Origin of the sequence: Promicromonospora sp. MEB111, from assembly GCF_030209445.1 — a bacterium.
Taxonomy (GTDB): domain Bacteria; phylum Actinomycetota; class Actinomycetes; order Actinomycetales; family Cellulomonadaceae; genus Promicromonospora.
The window spans coordinates 194,535-210,133 of record NZ_JARVSD010000004.1; the positions used below are offsets into that span (position 1 = coordinate 194,535).

General features: G+C 70.7%; 12 protein-coding genes. 9 read left to right on the forward strand and 3 right to left on the reverse strand.

Annotated features, from left to right (window positions below; translation table 11 throughout):
- Nucleotides 1–245 precede the first annotated feature (245 nt).
- From QRN56_RS04485 to QRN56_RS04515, 7 genes are all read left to right on the forward strand, one after another.
- On the forward strand, nt 246–887 hold the full coding sequence (locus QRN56_RS04485; protein WP_020016671.1) for a DivIVA domain-containing protein: 642 nt from the start codon (nt 246–248) through the stop codon (nt 885–887).
- A 194-nt stretch (nt 888–1,081) separates the two neighbouring features.
- A complete protein-coding gene (locus QRN56_RS04490; protein ID WP_036966460.1) occupies nt 1,082–1,549 on the forward strand; it encodes a TraR/DksA family transcriptional regulator in 468 nt (155 codons plus the stop codon).
- A gap of 309 nt (nt 1,550–1,858) precedes the next feature.
- On the forward strand, nt 1,859–2,365 hold the full coding sequence (locus QRN56_RS04495) for a hypothetical protein (RefSeq protein ID WP_285101510.1): 507 nt from the start codon (nt 1,859–1,861) through the stop codon (nt 2,363–2,365).
- Between the two features lie 250 nt (nt 2,366–2,615).
- Nucleotides 2,616–3,296 (forward strand): signal peptidase II, encoded by a 681-nt coding sequence (locus tag QRN56_RS04500; protein ID WP_285101512.1) that lies wholly within the window; start codon nt 2,616–2,618, stop codon nt 3,294–3,296.
- Complete coding sequence (locus tag QRN56_RS04505) at nt 3,296–4,225, forward strand: RluA family pseudouridine synthase (RefSeq protein ID WP_285101513.1); 930 nt, start codon at nt 3,296–3,298, stop codon at nt 4,223–4,225. Before QRN56_RS04500 ends, QRN56_RS04505 begins: the two co-directional genes overlap by 1 nt.
- A gap of 56 nt (nt 4,226–4,281) precedes the next feature.
- Nucleotides 4,282–7,836 carry a DNA polymerase III subunit alpha gene (gene dnaE / locus QRN56_RS04510; RefSeq protein ID WP_502928745.1) on the forward strand — a complete coding sequence of 1,185 codons (3,555 nt, stop codon included), beginning with the start codon at nt 4,282–4,284 and terminating at the stop codon, nt 7,834–7,836.
- Nucleotides 7,833–8,357, forward strand: a complete 525-nt coding sequence (locus QRN56_RS04515; protein ID WP_285101517.1) for an NUDIX hydrolase — start codon at nt 7,833–7,835, stop codon at nt 8,355–8,357. Before dnaE ends, QRN56_RS04515 begins: the two co-directional genes overlap by 4 nt.
- A gap of 73 nt (nt 8,358–8,430) precedes the next feature.
- Here QRN56_RS04515 and QRN56_RS04520 read toward each other — a convergent pair whose 3' ends face one another.
- A complete protein-coding gene (locus tag QRN56_RS04520) occupies nt 8,431–12,852 on the reverse strand; it encodes a S8 family serine peptidase (protein WP_285101519.1) in 4,422 nt (1,473 codons plus the stop codon).
- A 170-nt stretch (nt 12,853–13,022) separates the two neighbouring features.
- On the opposite strand from QRN56_RS04520, the gene QRN56_RS04525 reads away from it, so the two are divergent.
- Entirely contained in the window at nt 13,023–13,475 is a 453-nt protein-coding gene (locus tag QRN56_RS04525; protein ID WP_285101521.1) for a cupin domain-containing protein, read from the forward strand.
- Between the two features lie 9 nt (nt 13,476–13,484).
- On the opposite strand, the gene hisD is transcribed toward QRN56_RS04525, so the two are convergent.
- Nucleotides 13,485–14,810 carry a histidinol dehydrogenase gene (gene hisD, locus QRN56_RS04530; RefSeq protein WP_285101523.1) on the reverse strand — a complete coding sequence of 442 codons (1,326 nt, stop codon included), beginning with the start codon at nt 14,808–14,810 and terminating at the stop codon, nt 13,485–13,487.
- A 39-nt stretch (nt 14,811–14,849) separates the two neighbouring features.
- On the opposite strand from hisD, the gene QRN56_RS04535 reads away from it, so the two are divergent.
- Complete coding sequence (locus tag QRN56_RS04535; RefSeq protein WP_285101525.1) at nt 14,850–15,089, forward strand: RNA-binding S4 domain-containing protein; 240 nt, start codon at nt 14,850–14,852, stop codon at nt 15,087–15,089.
- Between the two features lie 3 nt (nt 15,090–15,092).
- Here QRN56_RS04535 and QRN56_RS04540 read toward each other — a convergent pair whose 3' ends face one another.
- Nucleotides 15,093–15,497, reverse strand: coding sequence for a pyridoxamine 5'-phosphate oxidase family protein (locus tag QRN56_RS04540; RefSeq protein WP_285101528.1), 405 nt, complete (start codon nt 15,495–15,497; stop codon nt 15,093–15,095).
- Nucleotides 15,498–15,599 lie beyond the last annotated feature (102 nt).

The window sequence follows — 15,599 nt, forward strand, 5'->3', positions numbered from 1 at the left end:
GAGATGTGCCGGTTCTCGTCGGAGTGGCGCACGATTCATCGAGGTGAGGCACGAGAATATTGACCGATGCATGGATCCGGGCTGGGGTGACACGGCACACTCTGTGAGGAAATCGTGCCCGGGGGTGCTCCCGGTGTCCCGGGCCGATGTCGTCCGCTACCGTGGGCTTCGGCGAAGGGCGCGCGGCTTGCTAGCGCCGACGTCCGAGTTCAGCGTTCCTACGTTCTAACTTTCGAGGTGACACGATGGCACTGCTTACAGCAGAGGACATCCTCAACAAGAAGTTCTCCGCGACGAAGTTCCGCGAGGGCTACGACGTCGAGGAGGTCGACGACTTCCTCGACGAGGTCGTGCGGACGCTGACCAACGTCCAGGAGGAGAACGAGGGCCTGCGGCAGAAGGTCGCGGCCGCCGAGCGGCGCATCGCGGAGCTGTCGCGCAGCGATGCCGCCGCCCCCGCCCGCGCGCAGGCCGCGCCGGTCGCGGCGCCCGTCATGCCGACCGGCCCCGCCGGCCCCAAGGGCAACGGCCCGGAGCCCGAGTCGGCGACCGGCATGCTCCAGCTGGCCCAGAAGCTGCACGACGACTACGTGCGCTCCGGCCAGGAGGAGGGTGACCGCCTCATCACGGAGGCCAAGACCGAAGGTGCGCGCATCGTGCGCGACGCCGAGGAGACGTCGCACCGCACGCTCTCCCAGCTCGAGCAGGAGCGTTCGCTGCTGGAGCGCAAGATCGACGAGCTGCGCCTGTTCGAGCGCGACTACCGCACCCGCCTGAAGAGCTTCCTGCAGAACCTGCTGGGCGACCTGGACGCGCGGGGCTCGGCCCTGCCGCCGCGGAACAACCAGCAGTCCGGCCGGCCGGCCGAGATGGCCCAGGGCATCTGAGGGCCGTCTGACAGCACCCGCTCGACACGCACGGCGGCCCGGACGTCCCCACCTCACGTCCGGCCGCCGTGCGAGTTGTGCGGCACACGCTCATCATGGGGGCGCGCCACAACGGCGCGCCCCGTTGTGCGTCTGGCCGCTTGTGCTTACGCTTCGTGCACTTGACCACCGGGGGCGACCGCGAAGGGGAACCCATGACCAAGATCTCGACTGCGACGCGAGCGGCGATCAAGCAGGAGTTCCCGAACCTGACACGAGACGTGAAGAAGTTTCCCGTCCGTGACGGTGAAGAACCCTGGACCGTCCGTGAGGCGGAGGAGCTGGCCGCGCTGCTCCTCGAGGACAAGGAGCGGCTGGAGCGCGAGCTGCACGTCGCCGACCGTGAGCTGTCGGACCTGCTGCGCAACTCGGGCGACGGCGCCGGCGACGACCAGGCCGACTACGGCTCGAGCGCCCTGGAGCGCGAGCAGGAGCTGACGCTCGTCAACAACATGCGTGACCTCCTGGACCAGACGAACCACGCCCTCGACCGGATCCGGAAGGGCACCTACGCCACGTGCGAGCTCACGGACCTGCCGATCGGCAAGGCTCGGCTGCAGGCGTTCCCGAGGGCCACGCTGTCGGTCGAGGCGAAGGCGCGCGAGGAGCGCCGCGGGGCCTGAGCGGCTGGCGTGACGAGGGCGTCACGCCGGACCGTGCACCGGATCCTGCACTCGATATCAACGTTGTGATGTCTGAGTTACGTGCATACCTCATGCATTGCCATGGAGTTCGATCCTGGAATGTCGTTTTTCGTACTCCGGGCGCTCCGTGCGGCACGTCACGTTCCGATTGACAGGGTGAATTTCACCCCGGATGCTCGTCCAGGTGAATCACACACGTGTGGTTCACCGCTATTTCGACGGACGCTATTCGAGGGGGAAAACACAATGATCCGAGGATTCCGTGCAACGTGTCGTGCGGGTGCGGCCGTGGCCATGTCGGCCGGTCTGGTCGTCGCCGCGGCGTCGGGCGCCAGCGCACTGACCCAGGGCGACTCGCCCGAGGCGCACGTGATCAGCTCGGCCGAGACCAGCGAGGTGCTCGGCGGGATCGACGGTGCCGTCGGCGTCGTCGGCGCCGACGGTGCGCTGGACGTGCTCGGCGCGACCCAGAACGCGGAGCTCCCCGAGGGGATCGACGGCGTGATGGTCCCCGAGGAGGTCGCCACGGCTGGTGAGATCGTCGAGATCGGTGGCGACGGCAGCTTCAACGCGCTGAACAACGTGTGCGTCGCTCCCTGGTACTGGGAGGGCCCGGGCAACGTGGGCAGCACCGCCAACCTGACTGACTACCAGGCCTGCGACGAGGGCGACGCCGTCATCGGTGGCGAGGACTCGGTCAACGTCCTGAACAACGTGTGCGTCGCGCCGTGGCACTGGGACGGCCCGCTGAACCTGTTCCAGACCGGCAACGTGACCGGCTACGCCGCTTGCTGACGTTCTGACGTCAATTGACTGTCGCCGCGCGGTGACGCGGTGATGTCGCACCAGGCGAGGCCCTTTCCCGGAAATCCGGGAAAGGGCCTCGCTGCCTTTGTGCGGGGTGCTCCAGCATTTCGGAGCCTTTGTCCGTAGGCTCCGTTTTCAAGGTCCGCGCCGGGTCATGTTTCCGCGTCCTTCCGCTGATCTCCGACGCGGCGCCGGACGCTGGGTCGGGCAGGGCTCACGGCATGGGAGACTTTGCCTGATGTCTACTCCCGCTGAACCCTCCGCCGTGGCCGGCGACAAGACCAGTCCCGCAGCCACGCCCTCGCCCTCGGGCAGCCGTGTGCTCGTTGCCTGGACCGGCGTGCTCGCGGCCCTCGTCCTGGCCGCCGACCAGCTCACAAAGTGGTGGGCCGAGTCCGCACTGACGCCGAACGCCGAGCCGATCCCGCTCGTGGGCGACCTGCTCGGCCTGCGCCTCATCTACAACCCCGGCGCCGCGCTGTCGATCGCCTCGGGCTACACCTGGATCCTGACCATCGTCGTGACGGTCGTCGTGGTCTTCATCGTCCGGGCGATCGGCCGCCTCGGGTCGCGGGGCTGGGCCGTCGCGCTCGGCCTGCTGCTCGGTGGCGCCGTCGGCAACCTCATCGACCGCCTGGCGCGCGAGCCCGGGTTCGCGCGCGGGCACGTCGTGGACTTCATCGACTACGCCGGCTTCTTCGTGGGCAACGTGGCGGACATCGCCGTCGTCGCCGCGGCCGTGCTGATCGCCCTGCTCTCCCTGCGGGGGATCGGCCTGGACGGCAAGCGGCACACGGGTGACGAGCCCGCCGACGCCGCGGCGGAGGAAGCCGCCGATGCCTCGGTGGACAAGGTGGCGGACGAGACGTCCGGGAAGCCCTCCGGGAAGACGGTCGGCGAGCAGGGCGACCCCGCCTGATGGCGCTGCGGACCCTGCCCGTCCCCGACGGGCTCGCCGGCGACCGCGTCGACGCGGCGCTGGCCCGCATGCTCGGCTTCTCGCGGACGCGTGCCGCGGAGCTCGCCGAGGCGGGCGCCGTCTCGCTCGACGGGCGCCAGGTCGGCAAGTCGGACCGCGTGGTCGCGGGCGGCTGGCTCGAGGTGGACATGCCGGAGGAGCGGCCCGCCGTCGAGGTCGTGGCGGAGCCCGTGCCCGGCATGGGCATCGTGTACGACGACGACGACCTGGTCGTGATCGACAAGCCCGTCGGCGTGGCGGCGCACCCGTCGCCAGGCTGGACCGGACCGACCGTGGTCGGCGCGCTGATCGCCGCGGGCTACCGCGTCTCGACGTCGGGCGCCGCCGAGCGGCAGGGGATCGTGCACCGGCTCGACGTCGGGACGTCGGGCCTCATGGTCGTGGCCAAGTCGGAGGTCGCGTACACGGGCCTCAAGCGCGCCTTCAAGGAACGCACGGTCGACAAGGTCTACCACGCGCTCGCCCAGGGCCACCCCGACCCGACGGCGGGCACGATCGACGCGCCGATCGGCCGGCACCCCAGCTCGGACTGGAAGTTCGCGGTCACGGCGGACGGCAAGCCGTCGGTGACGCACTACGAGACGCTGGAGATGCTGTCCGCTGCCTCCCTGCTGGAGGTGCACCTGGAGACCGGACGCACCCACCAGATCCGGGTGCACTTCGCGGCGCTGCGCCACCCGCTCGTGGGCGACCTGACCTACGGCGCGGACCCGGTGCTGGCCTCCAGGGTGGGGCTCACGCGGCAGTGGCTGCACGCGCACCGGCTGGGTTTCGAGCACCCCGTGACCGGGCGCTGGGTCGAGGTGGAGTCGCCGTACCCGGCAGATCTGGAGGCCGCGCTCGAGGTCGTGCGGGGCGCGTACAAGTGATGTGAGATGTGGCTCGGCGTTGCTGGGCCGGAGTGTCGGAGAGCCGTCCTAAGATCATGGACATGCCCTCCGCCACCGCCTCGAAGAGCGACGACTTCGTCCACCTCCACGTCCACACCGAGTTCTCGATGCTGGACGGCGCGGCGAGAATCGGCGACCTCATGGGGGAGGTCGCGCGGCAGGGCCAGAGCGCCATCGCGACGACGGACCACGGGTACCTGTTCGGCGCGCACGAGTTCTGGGCGCAGGCGCAGAAGGCGGGCATCAAGCCGATCATCGGCGTCGAGGCGTACATCACGCCGGGCACCAGCCGGTTCGACCAGACGCGTGTGCGCTACGGCGAGGCGGGCCAGGAGTCGGACGACGTCTCCGCGCGCGGTGCGTACACGCACATGACGCTGCTGAGCAAGAACAACACCGGCATGCACAACCTGTTCCGGGCGTCCTCCCTGGCCTCGCTGGAGGGCCAGATGGGCAAGTGGCCCCGCATGGACCGGGAGCTGCTGGAACGCTACTCCGACGGGCTCATCGCGACGACCGGCTGCCCGTCGGGCGAGATCCAGACACGCCTGCGGCTGGGCCAGTGGGACGAGGCGGTCCGGCAGGCCGGCGAGCTGCAGGACATCTTCGGCAAGGAGAACTACTACGTCGAGCTGATGGACCACGGGCTCGACATCGAGACCCGGGTGACCAAGGAGCTCCTCGAGCTGTCCAAGGTGATCGGCGCCAAGCTGGTGGCCACGAACGACCTGCACTACGTGCGTGAGGAGGACTCGACCAGCCAGGAGGCGCTGCTGGCGATCAACTCCGGCTCCACGCTGGACGACCCGAACCGCTTCAAGTTCGACGGCTCGGGCTACTACGTGAAGTCCGCCGCCGAGATGCGCAAGGTCTTCAAGGAGCTTCCCGAGGCGTGCGACAACACGCTGCTCATCGCCGAGCAGTGCGAGGTCTCGTTCGACACCTCGGCCAACTACATGCCGCGCTTCCCCGTGCCGGACGGCGAGGACGAGATCTCCTGGTTCATCAAGGAGGTCGAGGCGGGTCTGCTGCGCCGGTACCCGAACGGCTACTCGGACGCGGTCCGCAAGCAGGCCGACTACGAGGTCGAGGTCATCATCCAGATGGGCTTCCCGGGGTACTTCCTCGTGGTCGCCGACTTCATCAACTGGTCCAAGGACCAGGGCATCCGGGTGGGGCCGGGGCGTGGTTCGGCCGCCGGGTCGATGGTGTCCTACCTGATGGGCATCACCGAGCTGGACCCGCTGGAGCACGGCCTGATCTTCGAGCGCTTCCTCAACCCGGAGCGCGTCTCCATGCCCGACGTCGACGTGGACTTCGACGAGCGTCGGCGCGGTGAGGCCATCCGGTACGTCACGGAGAAGTACGGCGACGACCGCGTGGCCCAGATCGTCACCTACGGCACCATCAAGGCCAAGCAGGCCCTCAAGGACTCCGCGCGGCTGCTCGGCATGCCGTACGCCATGGGGGAGAAGCTCACCAAGGCCATGCCGCCGGCCGTCATGGGCAAGGACATCTCCCTCAGCGGCATCTTCGACCCGAAGGACAAGCGGTACTCGGAGGCGGCGGAGTTCCGCCAGGTGCACGAGGCCGACCCCGAGGCCCAGCGCGTGGTCGAGCTCGCGCGCGGTATCGAGGGCCTGAAGCGCCAGTGGGGCGTGCACGCGGCCGGCGTCATCATGTCGAGCGACCCGCTGATCGACATCATCCCGATCATGAAGCGCCCGCAGGACGGCGCGATCATCACGCAGTTCGACTACCCGACGTCCGAGGGCCTCGGCCTGATCAAGATGGACTTCCTGGGTCTGCGGAACCTCACGATCCTCGACGACGCGCTCGAGAACATCGTGATGAACGGCAAGGACCCGGTCGACATCGAGAACGTGGCGCTCGACGACAAGCCCACCTACGAGCTGCTCGCCAGCGGCAACACGCTCGGCGTGTTCCAGCTCGACGGCGGCGCCATGCGATCCCTGCTGCGGCAGATGCGGCCCGACAACTTCGAGGACGTCTCCGCCGTCATCGCCCTGTACCGGCCCGGGCCGATGGGCATGAACTCGCACATCAACTACGCGCTGCGCAAGAACAAGCAGCAGCCGATCGAGGCGATCCACGCCGAGGTCGTCGAGCCGTTCGCGGAGATCCTCGACGAGACCTACGGCCTGATCGTCTACCAGGAGCAGGTGCAGCGTGCCGCCCAGATCATGGCCGGCTACTCGCTCGGACAGGCCGACCTGCTCCGCCGCGCCATGGGCAAGAAGAAGCCCGAGGTGCTGGCCAAGGAGTACGTCAACTTCGAGAAGGGCGCCAAGGAGAAGGGGTACAGCGCCGGAGCGATCAAGGCGGTCTGGGACACGCTGGTCCCGTTCGCCGGCTACGCCTTCAACAAGGCGCACTCCGCCGGCTACGGCCTCGTCGCGTACTGGACCGCGTACCTCAAGGCGAACTACCCCGCCGAGTACATGGCCGGCCTGCTGCAGTCCGTAGGCGACAACAAGGACAAGATGGCGCTCTACCTCAACGAGTGCCGTCGCATGGGCATCACGGTGCTCCCGCCGGACGTCAACGACTCCGCCGCCAAGTTCACCGCCGTGGGCGGCGACATCCGGTTCGGGCTCACCGGTGTGCGGAACGTGGGCCGCAACGTCGTGGACGCGATCGTCGAGGCCCGCGAGGAGAAGGGCACCTACACGTCCTTCCAGGACTTCCTGGACAAGGTCCCGGCGCCCGTCTGCAACAAGCGCACGATCGAGTCGCTCATCAAGGCCGGCGCCTTCGACTCGCTCGGCCACACCCGGCGCTCGCTGCTCGTGATCCACGAGCAGGCCGTGGACTCCGTGATCGGCGTGAAGCGCAAGGAGGCCGAGGGTCAGTTCGACCTCTTCGCCGACTTCGGCGGCGGTGCCGACGACGAGGGCATGGGTTTCTCCGTCGACGTGCCCGACCTGCCGGACTGGGAGAAGAAGCAGAAGCTGCAGTTCGAGCGCGAGATGCTCGGCCTGTACGTGAGCGACCACCCGCTGTCCGGTCTGGAGCACGTGCTGCAGCGGTCCGCCGACACCTCGATCGCGTCGCTGCTGGCCGACGAGCACCGGCCGGACAACTCGGTGGTGACCGTGGCCGGCCTGCTCACCTCGGTGCAGCGCAAGATGAGCAAGAACGGCAACCCCTGGGCGGCCGTGACGGTCGAGGACCTGGAGGGCGCCGTCGAGGTCATGTTCTTCGGCGAGACCTATCTGGCGTACTCGACGATGCTCGCCGAGGACCAGGTCGTGGTGCTGCGCGGCAAGGTGCGCCGCCGCGACGAGTCGATGTCGCTGCAGGCCATGGAGGTGGCCCTGCCCGACATCACGGCGGGGTCGGACTCGCCGCTGGCCGTGACCGTGCCGCACACCCGCGCCGTCGAGCCGGTCATCGTGCGGCTGCGCGAGGTGCTGGCCACCCATCCCGGCTCCGCCGAGGTGCACGTCGCCGTGGCCGAGCCGGGCAAGCGGACCGTGATCCGTGCCGCCGATACCCTCCGCGTGGAGAAGTCGCCGGCGCTGTTCGGCGACCTCAAGGCGCTGCTCGGCCAGGGCTGCCTGTCGTGACCGAGGCTGCTGGCACGGCGCCGGTGGGCAGCGACCGCTACGACGAGCGCGACCACGAGCGGTTCACACTGGTGCCCGCGGCCTACCTCTACTTCCGGCGCGAGGGGCAGGTGCTGCTCCAGCTGCGGCAGGGCACCGGCTACCGTGACGGCTTCTGGGCCTGCGCGGCCGCGGGGCACGTCGAGGAGGGCGAGTCGGTGGTCGATACCGCCGTGCGCGAGGCCCGCGAGGAGCTCGGCGTGGAGGTCGCGCCCGCGGACGTCCGGCCGCTCACCGTGCTGCACCGTGGTGAGCCGGGCGGGCCCGCGATCGAGCAGCGCGTCGACTTCATGTTCGAGGTGACCCGCTGGACCGGCACGCCGTCGATCCAGGAGCCCGACAAGGCCGCCGACCTGGCGTGGTTCCCGTTCGTCGGGCTGCCGGACCCGGTCGTGCCGCACGAGCTGGCCGTGCTGCGCGCGGTCCATGACGCGGGCCGCCACGGCACCGAGATGCCCAGGCTGCTGACGTTTGGCTTCTGACCTTCGCCCCACGTGTCAGACGCTCAGGTCACCGGGGTGACCTGAGCGTCTGACATATCACGGGCGGGCTACGTCAGCAGGTGCCCACCTTCTGCCACGGGCCCCACGGGATGCCCGGCTCCTGGTTGCGGGTCCACCACGTGGCCCGCCAGAGCTTGCCCTCGTGCTCCACCGTCTCGCCGCCCGTGTAGATCCACGAGTCGGTCCAGGCCTGGTACGTCTCGTCGCCGCAGACGACGTCGGCCCCGACCTCCGCCCACGGGCCCCACGGCGTGGCGCCCGGCTTCTGGCCCTTGGTCCACCACTGGGCGACCCACACGGAGCCGTCGTAGAGGACCTCGTCGCCGGCGGTGTAGATCGCCTTGCGGTCCCAGGCGGGGATGTCCGGCACGCCCGTCACGTCGACGTCGACCGAGGTCACGGCCGGCTCGTCGTACGGGTTGGTCGTGACGTGCTCGGCGGAGTTGGTGTACGTGCCCGTGACGGCGTCAGGGGCCACCGTGACCTCGTACGACAGGGCGACCGGGTCGAGATCCGGCGCCACGTAGTCGAGGCAGATCGACCCGCCCTCGGTCAGGGCGGACGACGGGTCGCCCGCGTTCACGACGGCGGTGCCGAGCGTGCCCGCGAGGTTCTCGATCCCGATCGTCGCCGTCTCCGGCAGTGCGCCCAGGTCGGGGTACTCGAAGGTGATCTCGGGGCGGTCCTCCGACACGGACTTGTAGATCCAGGCCTGGAACGTGCCGACCGAGTTGGTGAGGTCGGCGGGGTCGCCGCCGAACTCGAACGGGTCGTCCCACTGAGCCACCGCGGCCTGACCGTCAGGAGTGGTCGCCAGCCGGACACCGCGGTTGTTCGCCACCGACAGCTGCAGGTCCGACCAGAGCGGTGCGATCACACCGCTCGGTGCGGCCGTGTTCGGAAGCTCCTGCGGCTCCCAGGGGCTGCCGCCGTACCCGCCCGCGATGGTGATCAGTCCGTCGTCGGAGACGATGAGGCTCGGCGACTGCTGGTCGTAGTGCGAGAACGGGCCGATGTTGGCGAACGTGTTGACCGCGACGGTGTCGCCGTCGAGCGAGCTGAACGGGATACCAGCGCCGTTGTTGACCGCGCCCAGGTCCAGGAACCCCGCCCACGCCGCACACTGCGGGTCGTCCGCCGGCGTGGACGCCACGTACGAGCCCACCGCGCCCACCTGCGTGGGCAGGTCCACCTCCCACGTGATCGTCTGCCCGTCGACGACGCCGTCACCGGTCACCGACGCCTCGTCGATGCTCAGCCCGTCCGGCACCGTGTCGGTGACCGTGTAGGTGAGGTCCTCGGGCGTGACGTTCGGCTGGACGGTGATGTCGTAGCCGATGGTGTCGCCGATGCCGGCGGCGTCGACCGACGCCGTCTTGGTCACGTCGTCGGCCACGCGGGAGATCCGGACCGGGATCTCGCCGATGTCGCCCGGGCTGTCCGTCGAGCTGCCGAGCACCGCAGTGCCGTAGAACAGGTCGCCCTCGGCGGCCGTGGGCAGGTTCCAGTGCAGCCGCACGTCGTACGGCTCGCCCACCGGCACCTCGCCGTCGGGCCCGGCCACCCCGGCGTTGCCGAGGTCCTCGGACGGGACGACGGCCGTGGCCAGCGTGTGGGCGTCGGGCTGGTCCTCGGTGCCGCTCCAGTTCTGGACCAGCACCCACCACGTCCCGGCCTCGGGGTCGGGGATGTCGCACGCCTCGGCGGCGGACGACGTCGTGGAGGCGCAGACCTGGGTCGCCGGGCTCGGCGTGTCACCGGTGCCGACGAACATGTCGAGGTCCGGCGCCTCGGCGGCGGTGATCTCGGCCACGAGCCGCGCGGCGCCGTCGGGCACCTCCAGCGTCGTGACCTCGACCTGGCTCAGGTCGTCGAACGCGTCGGCGTTGGTCGGGTCCTGGCTGAGGGAACCCTCGTGCAGGTCCGCCTCGACGAGACCCTGCACCGAGCCGGTGAAGTCGCTGATGGCGATCGACTTCAGGCCGGTCACGGCCTGCGAACCGGTGTCCCGGCGCGTGGTGACGTCGATCTCGCTGGGCAGGATCGCGCCGGACGGGACGACGGCGACCGGGAGGGTCACCGCGGGGACGTCGTCGTTGCTCGGGGTGAGCGTGATGCGGCCGAACAGCGTCTCGCCGTCGGGGGCGCCGTCGACGTCCGCGGTGACCGAGATGCCGAGCGAGTCACCAGGGGACACGGTGTCCGCCGACAGGTCCACCGACAGGGTCAGGGCGTCGTCGGACTCGACCGACGCCGTCCAGGTGACGTCTGCCGGGGCCGAGGGCGGCGCGACCGCCGTCCGCTCCCAGGAGCAGGTGGCGAGGCACTGGGTGTCGGCGAAGGACGGCAGGTTGAGCGTGCTCGGGTCGCCGCCCTCCTCCGGGTTCGCGGCCAGGTAGTTCGCGCCGGTCTCGTCGAACAGCAGGCCCGCCTCGACGGCGGCCCCGATGTCCATGTGGCCGCTGCCCTGCTCGTACGGAGTGGCGGGCGAGCCGTCGAAGTCCTTGACGGTGGTGCGCGCCGTGGTCATGAGCGCCGACTGCTGCTGGGCCGGGGTCCAGTCCGGACGCGCCTGCGTGAGCAGGGCGCCCGCGCCGGCCACGTGCGGGCTCGACATCGAGGTGCCCGAGATGATGCCGTACTCGACGTGGTCGTACGCGCCGTCGGCCACGCCGTACGCGGCGAGGATGTCGACGCCGGGGGCGGTGATGGACGGGACGATCGTGTCGACGGCCCGGTTGGGGCCGCGCGACGAGAAGCTGGACATGGTGTCGCCCAGCGCGTCGTCCGTGATGAACGTGGTGCCCGCGATCGTCCCGGTGTGGTCCGAGCCCTCCGCCAGCCAGGCCCGCAGGGTCTCGCCGTCGGCGTAGCTGATGGCGACACCCGGGACGGCGAACGCGTCACCGAGCAGCGAGGCGCCGTTGACCTCGTCGTTCGTCAGCACGAAGCCGGTGGCGCCCTGCGCCGCCACGTTGGCGGACTTCTCCACGCGGCCGTTGCCGCCACGGGCGCAGACCACGATCTTGTCGGCGTAGTCCGCCTCGTGGCCCGTGGTCGTGGTGCACTGCGGGTCGCCCACAGAGGCCGCGTCGATGATCCCGGTCGCGGGGAGCGGACCCGTCAGGGACTTGCCGGTGAGGTCCGGCAGGTCACCCGCGCTGCCGGTCAGGTTCTCCAGGGCGTTGAGCATGTGCCGGTTGTGCGTCGAGGCGCCCACCGACGTGAGCCAGGGCGCGTCGGCGGGGGAGCCCGTCGTGGCGAACCCGGGGCCGTCGTTGCCGTTGGAGGTGGCCACGAAGATGCCCGCGGCGCGCGCGTTGAGGAAGCCGAGCGCGTCGAAGTCGTTCCACAGGTCCGACGGCGACGAGGAGCCGATCGAGTAGTTGATGACGTCGACGCCGTCGGCGATGGCCTGGTCGATCGAGGCCGTCAGGCCCGCGGTCGTGCAGCAGCCGCGGTAGCTGATGACGTTGGCGTGCGGGGCCACGCCCGAGACGTCGAACGTCGGCGGGTTCGTGCCCTCCGGCGCCGTCGGTGTCACGTCGTCGACCACGTTGCCGCCCGAGGTGGAGGCCGTGTGCGAACCGTGGCCGTCCTCGTCCAGCGCGCTGCGGTCGGCGGCGCTCAGGAACCCGTAGGCGCCGATGAGCTTGCCGTTGCAGGGGAAGTCGGGGTCGTACTGGTCGGTGTTCGCCGGGTCGCAGACGCCCAGGTAGTTGCCCGCCCCGAGCGGGTTGGTGTGCGTGTAGCCGTCGTCGCCGGTCTCCGCGAACGAGGGGCTGGAGGGGTGGATGCCGGTGTCGATGGTGCCGATCACGACCCCCTCGCCCTTGTAGTCCTCCGGCAGGTCGAGCTCCTCGACGGCGTTCCACAGCGCGTCGGCGTTGCTCCAGGCCGGACCGGCGTCCGTGTGCAGCTCGTGCTCCTTGTCGAGCGCGATGTGCGCGACGGCCGGGTCCTGCGCGATCTCGGCCGCCTCCTGCGGCGTCAGGACGGCGGACAGGCCGTTGGCGGCGAACTGGTAGGTGAAGGGCACCTCGACGTCGTGCCCGACCTTCCGCTCCATGCGGGTGACGAAGTCGTCCTGCTCCGCCTCGAGGAACTCCGTGTACTCGCGCACGCGGGTGGTCGACGGGTCGAGCGTCCGGCCCGCGCGGGGCGCCGTGGAGGCCAGGCCCTCGACGCCACCCGTGTAGGTGGGCACGGCGGCATCGGTCAGGCGGATCAGGTAGGTGCGCTCCGCCTTGCCGCGGCCGAGCGCGAACTTCTGGATCCCGGCGTCCCGCTCGACCCCGGCCTGCGGGGTGGTCTCCGCCGGCACCAGGTCCTCGGCGAGGCGGTCGCGGGGATCGACCTTGTCGGCGGCCGGCGGCGCCGCGGGTAGCACGGCGGCGGCCGCGGGCGTGAACGCCGCCGCTAGTGCCGTGACCGCGGCCACGGCGAGCAGGGGCGTTCTGGACCTGTATGACATGACGGCTCCCTCGGTACGGCAGCGATGGAACGAGCAACGTGCAGGTGTGCGACATTCCTCGCTTACCGCCCGGTGCCATGTCAATGCTTCTGTACAGGATTCACCCAGTCACAGATCAGGAGGGTGTGCGGTCGAGACGTCGAGACGAACACGACGAAAGGCGCAGCACCATGACTGAGAACCACGCGGAGCACCTGCACCAGGCCGGCGAGCACGCCGGCCCGGTGGCGAGCTGGATGACGGCGGCCACCATGCTGCAGGACGCGTCACCGATCACGATCCCCGAGGGCGCCTCGGCGATGACCGTGCACGTCCAGTGGGAGCCGGGCGACCCGGGCACTCCGCCGCACCGGCACTCCGGGCCCGCCTTCGGGTACGTCATCCAGGGCGCGGTCCGGTTCGAGCTGGAGGGCGAGCCCGAGCGGGTCGTCGAGGCCGGCGGGACGTTCTGGGAGCCGGGCGGCGACGTCATCCACTACCAGGACGGCAACGCCCTGGACGACGCCCGGACCGAGTTCGTGGTGACCATGATGTGCGCCCCGGGCAAGCCGATGCTGGAGCTGGTGGCCGAGTCCGAGCTGGCGCAGCGCACGCACCTGCGCGCGCCGCGCCCGGAGGCCTGAGCCGACGAGCTAGTGGAACCGTCCGCGCACGGCCTCGCCGTGCGCGGGCAGGTCCTCGTCGTTGGCCACGGCCACGATGCGGTCGGCGAGCTCCTCGAGCGCGTCGCGCGTGTACTCGACCTGCTGCACCGACTTGAGGAAGCTGTGCACGCCCAGGCCGCTCGCGAAGTGCGCGGTGCCGCCCGTCGGCAGCACGTGGTTGGACCCGGCCATGTAGTCGCCCAGCGACACCGGCGACCAGGGCCCCACGAAGATCGCGCCGGCGCTGTGCACCCGCGCGGCCACGGCGGCGGCGTCGGCCGTCTGGATCTCCAGGTGCTCCGCGCCGTACGCGTTCACCACGGCGAGCCCCGCGTCGACGTCGTCCACCAGCACGATCGCGGACTGGGGGCCGTCCAGGGCGCGCGCCACGCGCGTGGCGTGCTTCGTGGCCGACGCGAGGTCCAGGACCCGCGCCTCGACCGCGGAGGCGAGCTCCACGGAGTCGGTGACCAGCACGGACGCGGCCATCGGGTCGTGCTCGGCCTGGCTGATGAGGTCGAGGGCCACGTGCCCGGCGTCGGCGGTGCCGTCGGCGAGGACGGCGATCTCCGTGGGCCCGGCCTCGGCATCGATCCCGACGATGCCGCGCACCAGCCGCTTGGCCGCCGCGACGTACACGTTGCCGGGGCCGGTGATGACGTCCACGGGCTCGCACAGGGTCTCGCCGTCCTGCTCCGTGCTGCCCGCGGCGCCGTACGCGAACATCGCGACCGCCTGCGCGCCGCCCACGGCGTAGACCTCGTCGACGCCGAGCAGGGCGCAGGCCGCGAGGATGGTCGGGTGGGGCAGGCCGCCGTTGTCCTTCTGCGGCGGGGAGGCCACGGCCAGGCCCGGCACGCCCGCCTCCTGCGCGGCGACGACGTTCATCACCACCGACGACGGGTACACGGCCAGGCCGCCCGGCGCGTACAGGCCGACCCGCCGCACGGGGATCCAGCGCTGCCGCACGACGGCGCCCGGCGCGAGCTCGGTGACGTGGTTGGCAGGGAGCTGCTCCGCGTGCACCCGGCGCACGCGGCGGATGGCCTCCTCCAGGCCGGACCGGACCAGCGGCGTGAGGCTGTCGAGCGCGTCGCTCAGCGCGGACGCGGGGACCCGCAGGTGCTCGGGCGCGATCCCGTCGAGCCGCAGCGCGATCTCGCGCAGGGCGGCCGCGCCGCCCTCGCGGACCTGGCGCAGCAGCGGCTCGACCACCTGGACGGCCTCGTCGACCCCGACCTCGGCACGGGGCAGGACATCGAGGAGGGCGCGGCGGCCCAGGGACCGGCCGCGGAGGTCGATACGTTGGATCACCCGGCCAGTCTATGGCGGCGGGCGGGAGACAATGCTGTCGTGTCCAACTCTGAGTCCGCAGTACCCGAGGTCCCGATCCGCGACGACGTCATCCGGCTGGGCCAGTTCCTCAAGCTCGCCGACCTCGCCAAGGACGGCGCCCAGGCCCGCGACCTGATCGCCGACGGTGAGGTGCGGGTCAACGGCGAGGTCGAGACGCGCCGCGGCCGCCAGCTCGTGCGCGGCGACGTGGTGAGCGTGCTCATGCCTGCCGGCGAGGAGGCCGCGCAGGTCGGCTGAGCGTCAGGACGCCATGTACGTCGACGCCATCACCTTGTCGACCGTCACGCGCAGCACGACCCGCTCCGGGTTCGGTCCCAGCTCGCGGTAGCGGCGCGCGTACCGGGCGACGGCGTCGGCGATCTCGGCCTCGTCCTCGCTGACGGCGATGGTGCCCTCCAGCGTGATCCACCGGCCGCCGGAGACCTGGCACAGGGCGGCGCGGGGCTCCCCGCCGTCGGGCCCCGGGGCGGAGTGACGCGCCTTGAAGGACGCGCGGTTGGTGGTGATGCGCGCGACCCCGGCGTCGGCGTCCCACGTGAAGGCCACCGGGACCACGTGCGGCGTCCCGTCGGGGCGCAGGGTGGTGAGGGTCGCGAGGTGGCGCTCGGTGACGAAGACGAGCTGCTCGGGGTTGAGTCGGATCACGCCGTGAGTCTAGGTCGGGGCGGGTGAGTGCCCGGCGTCGCCGTGTGGTCGGGGTGTGGGTTCCCCGTATTCCCGGGGGTCCGGCATTTGGCTAGCGTTCCT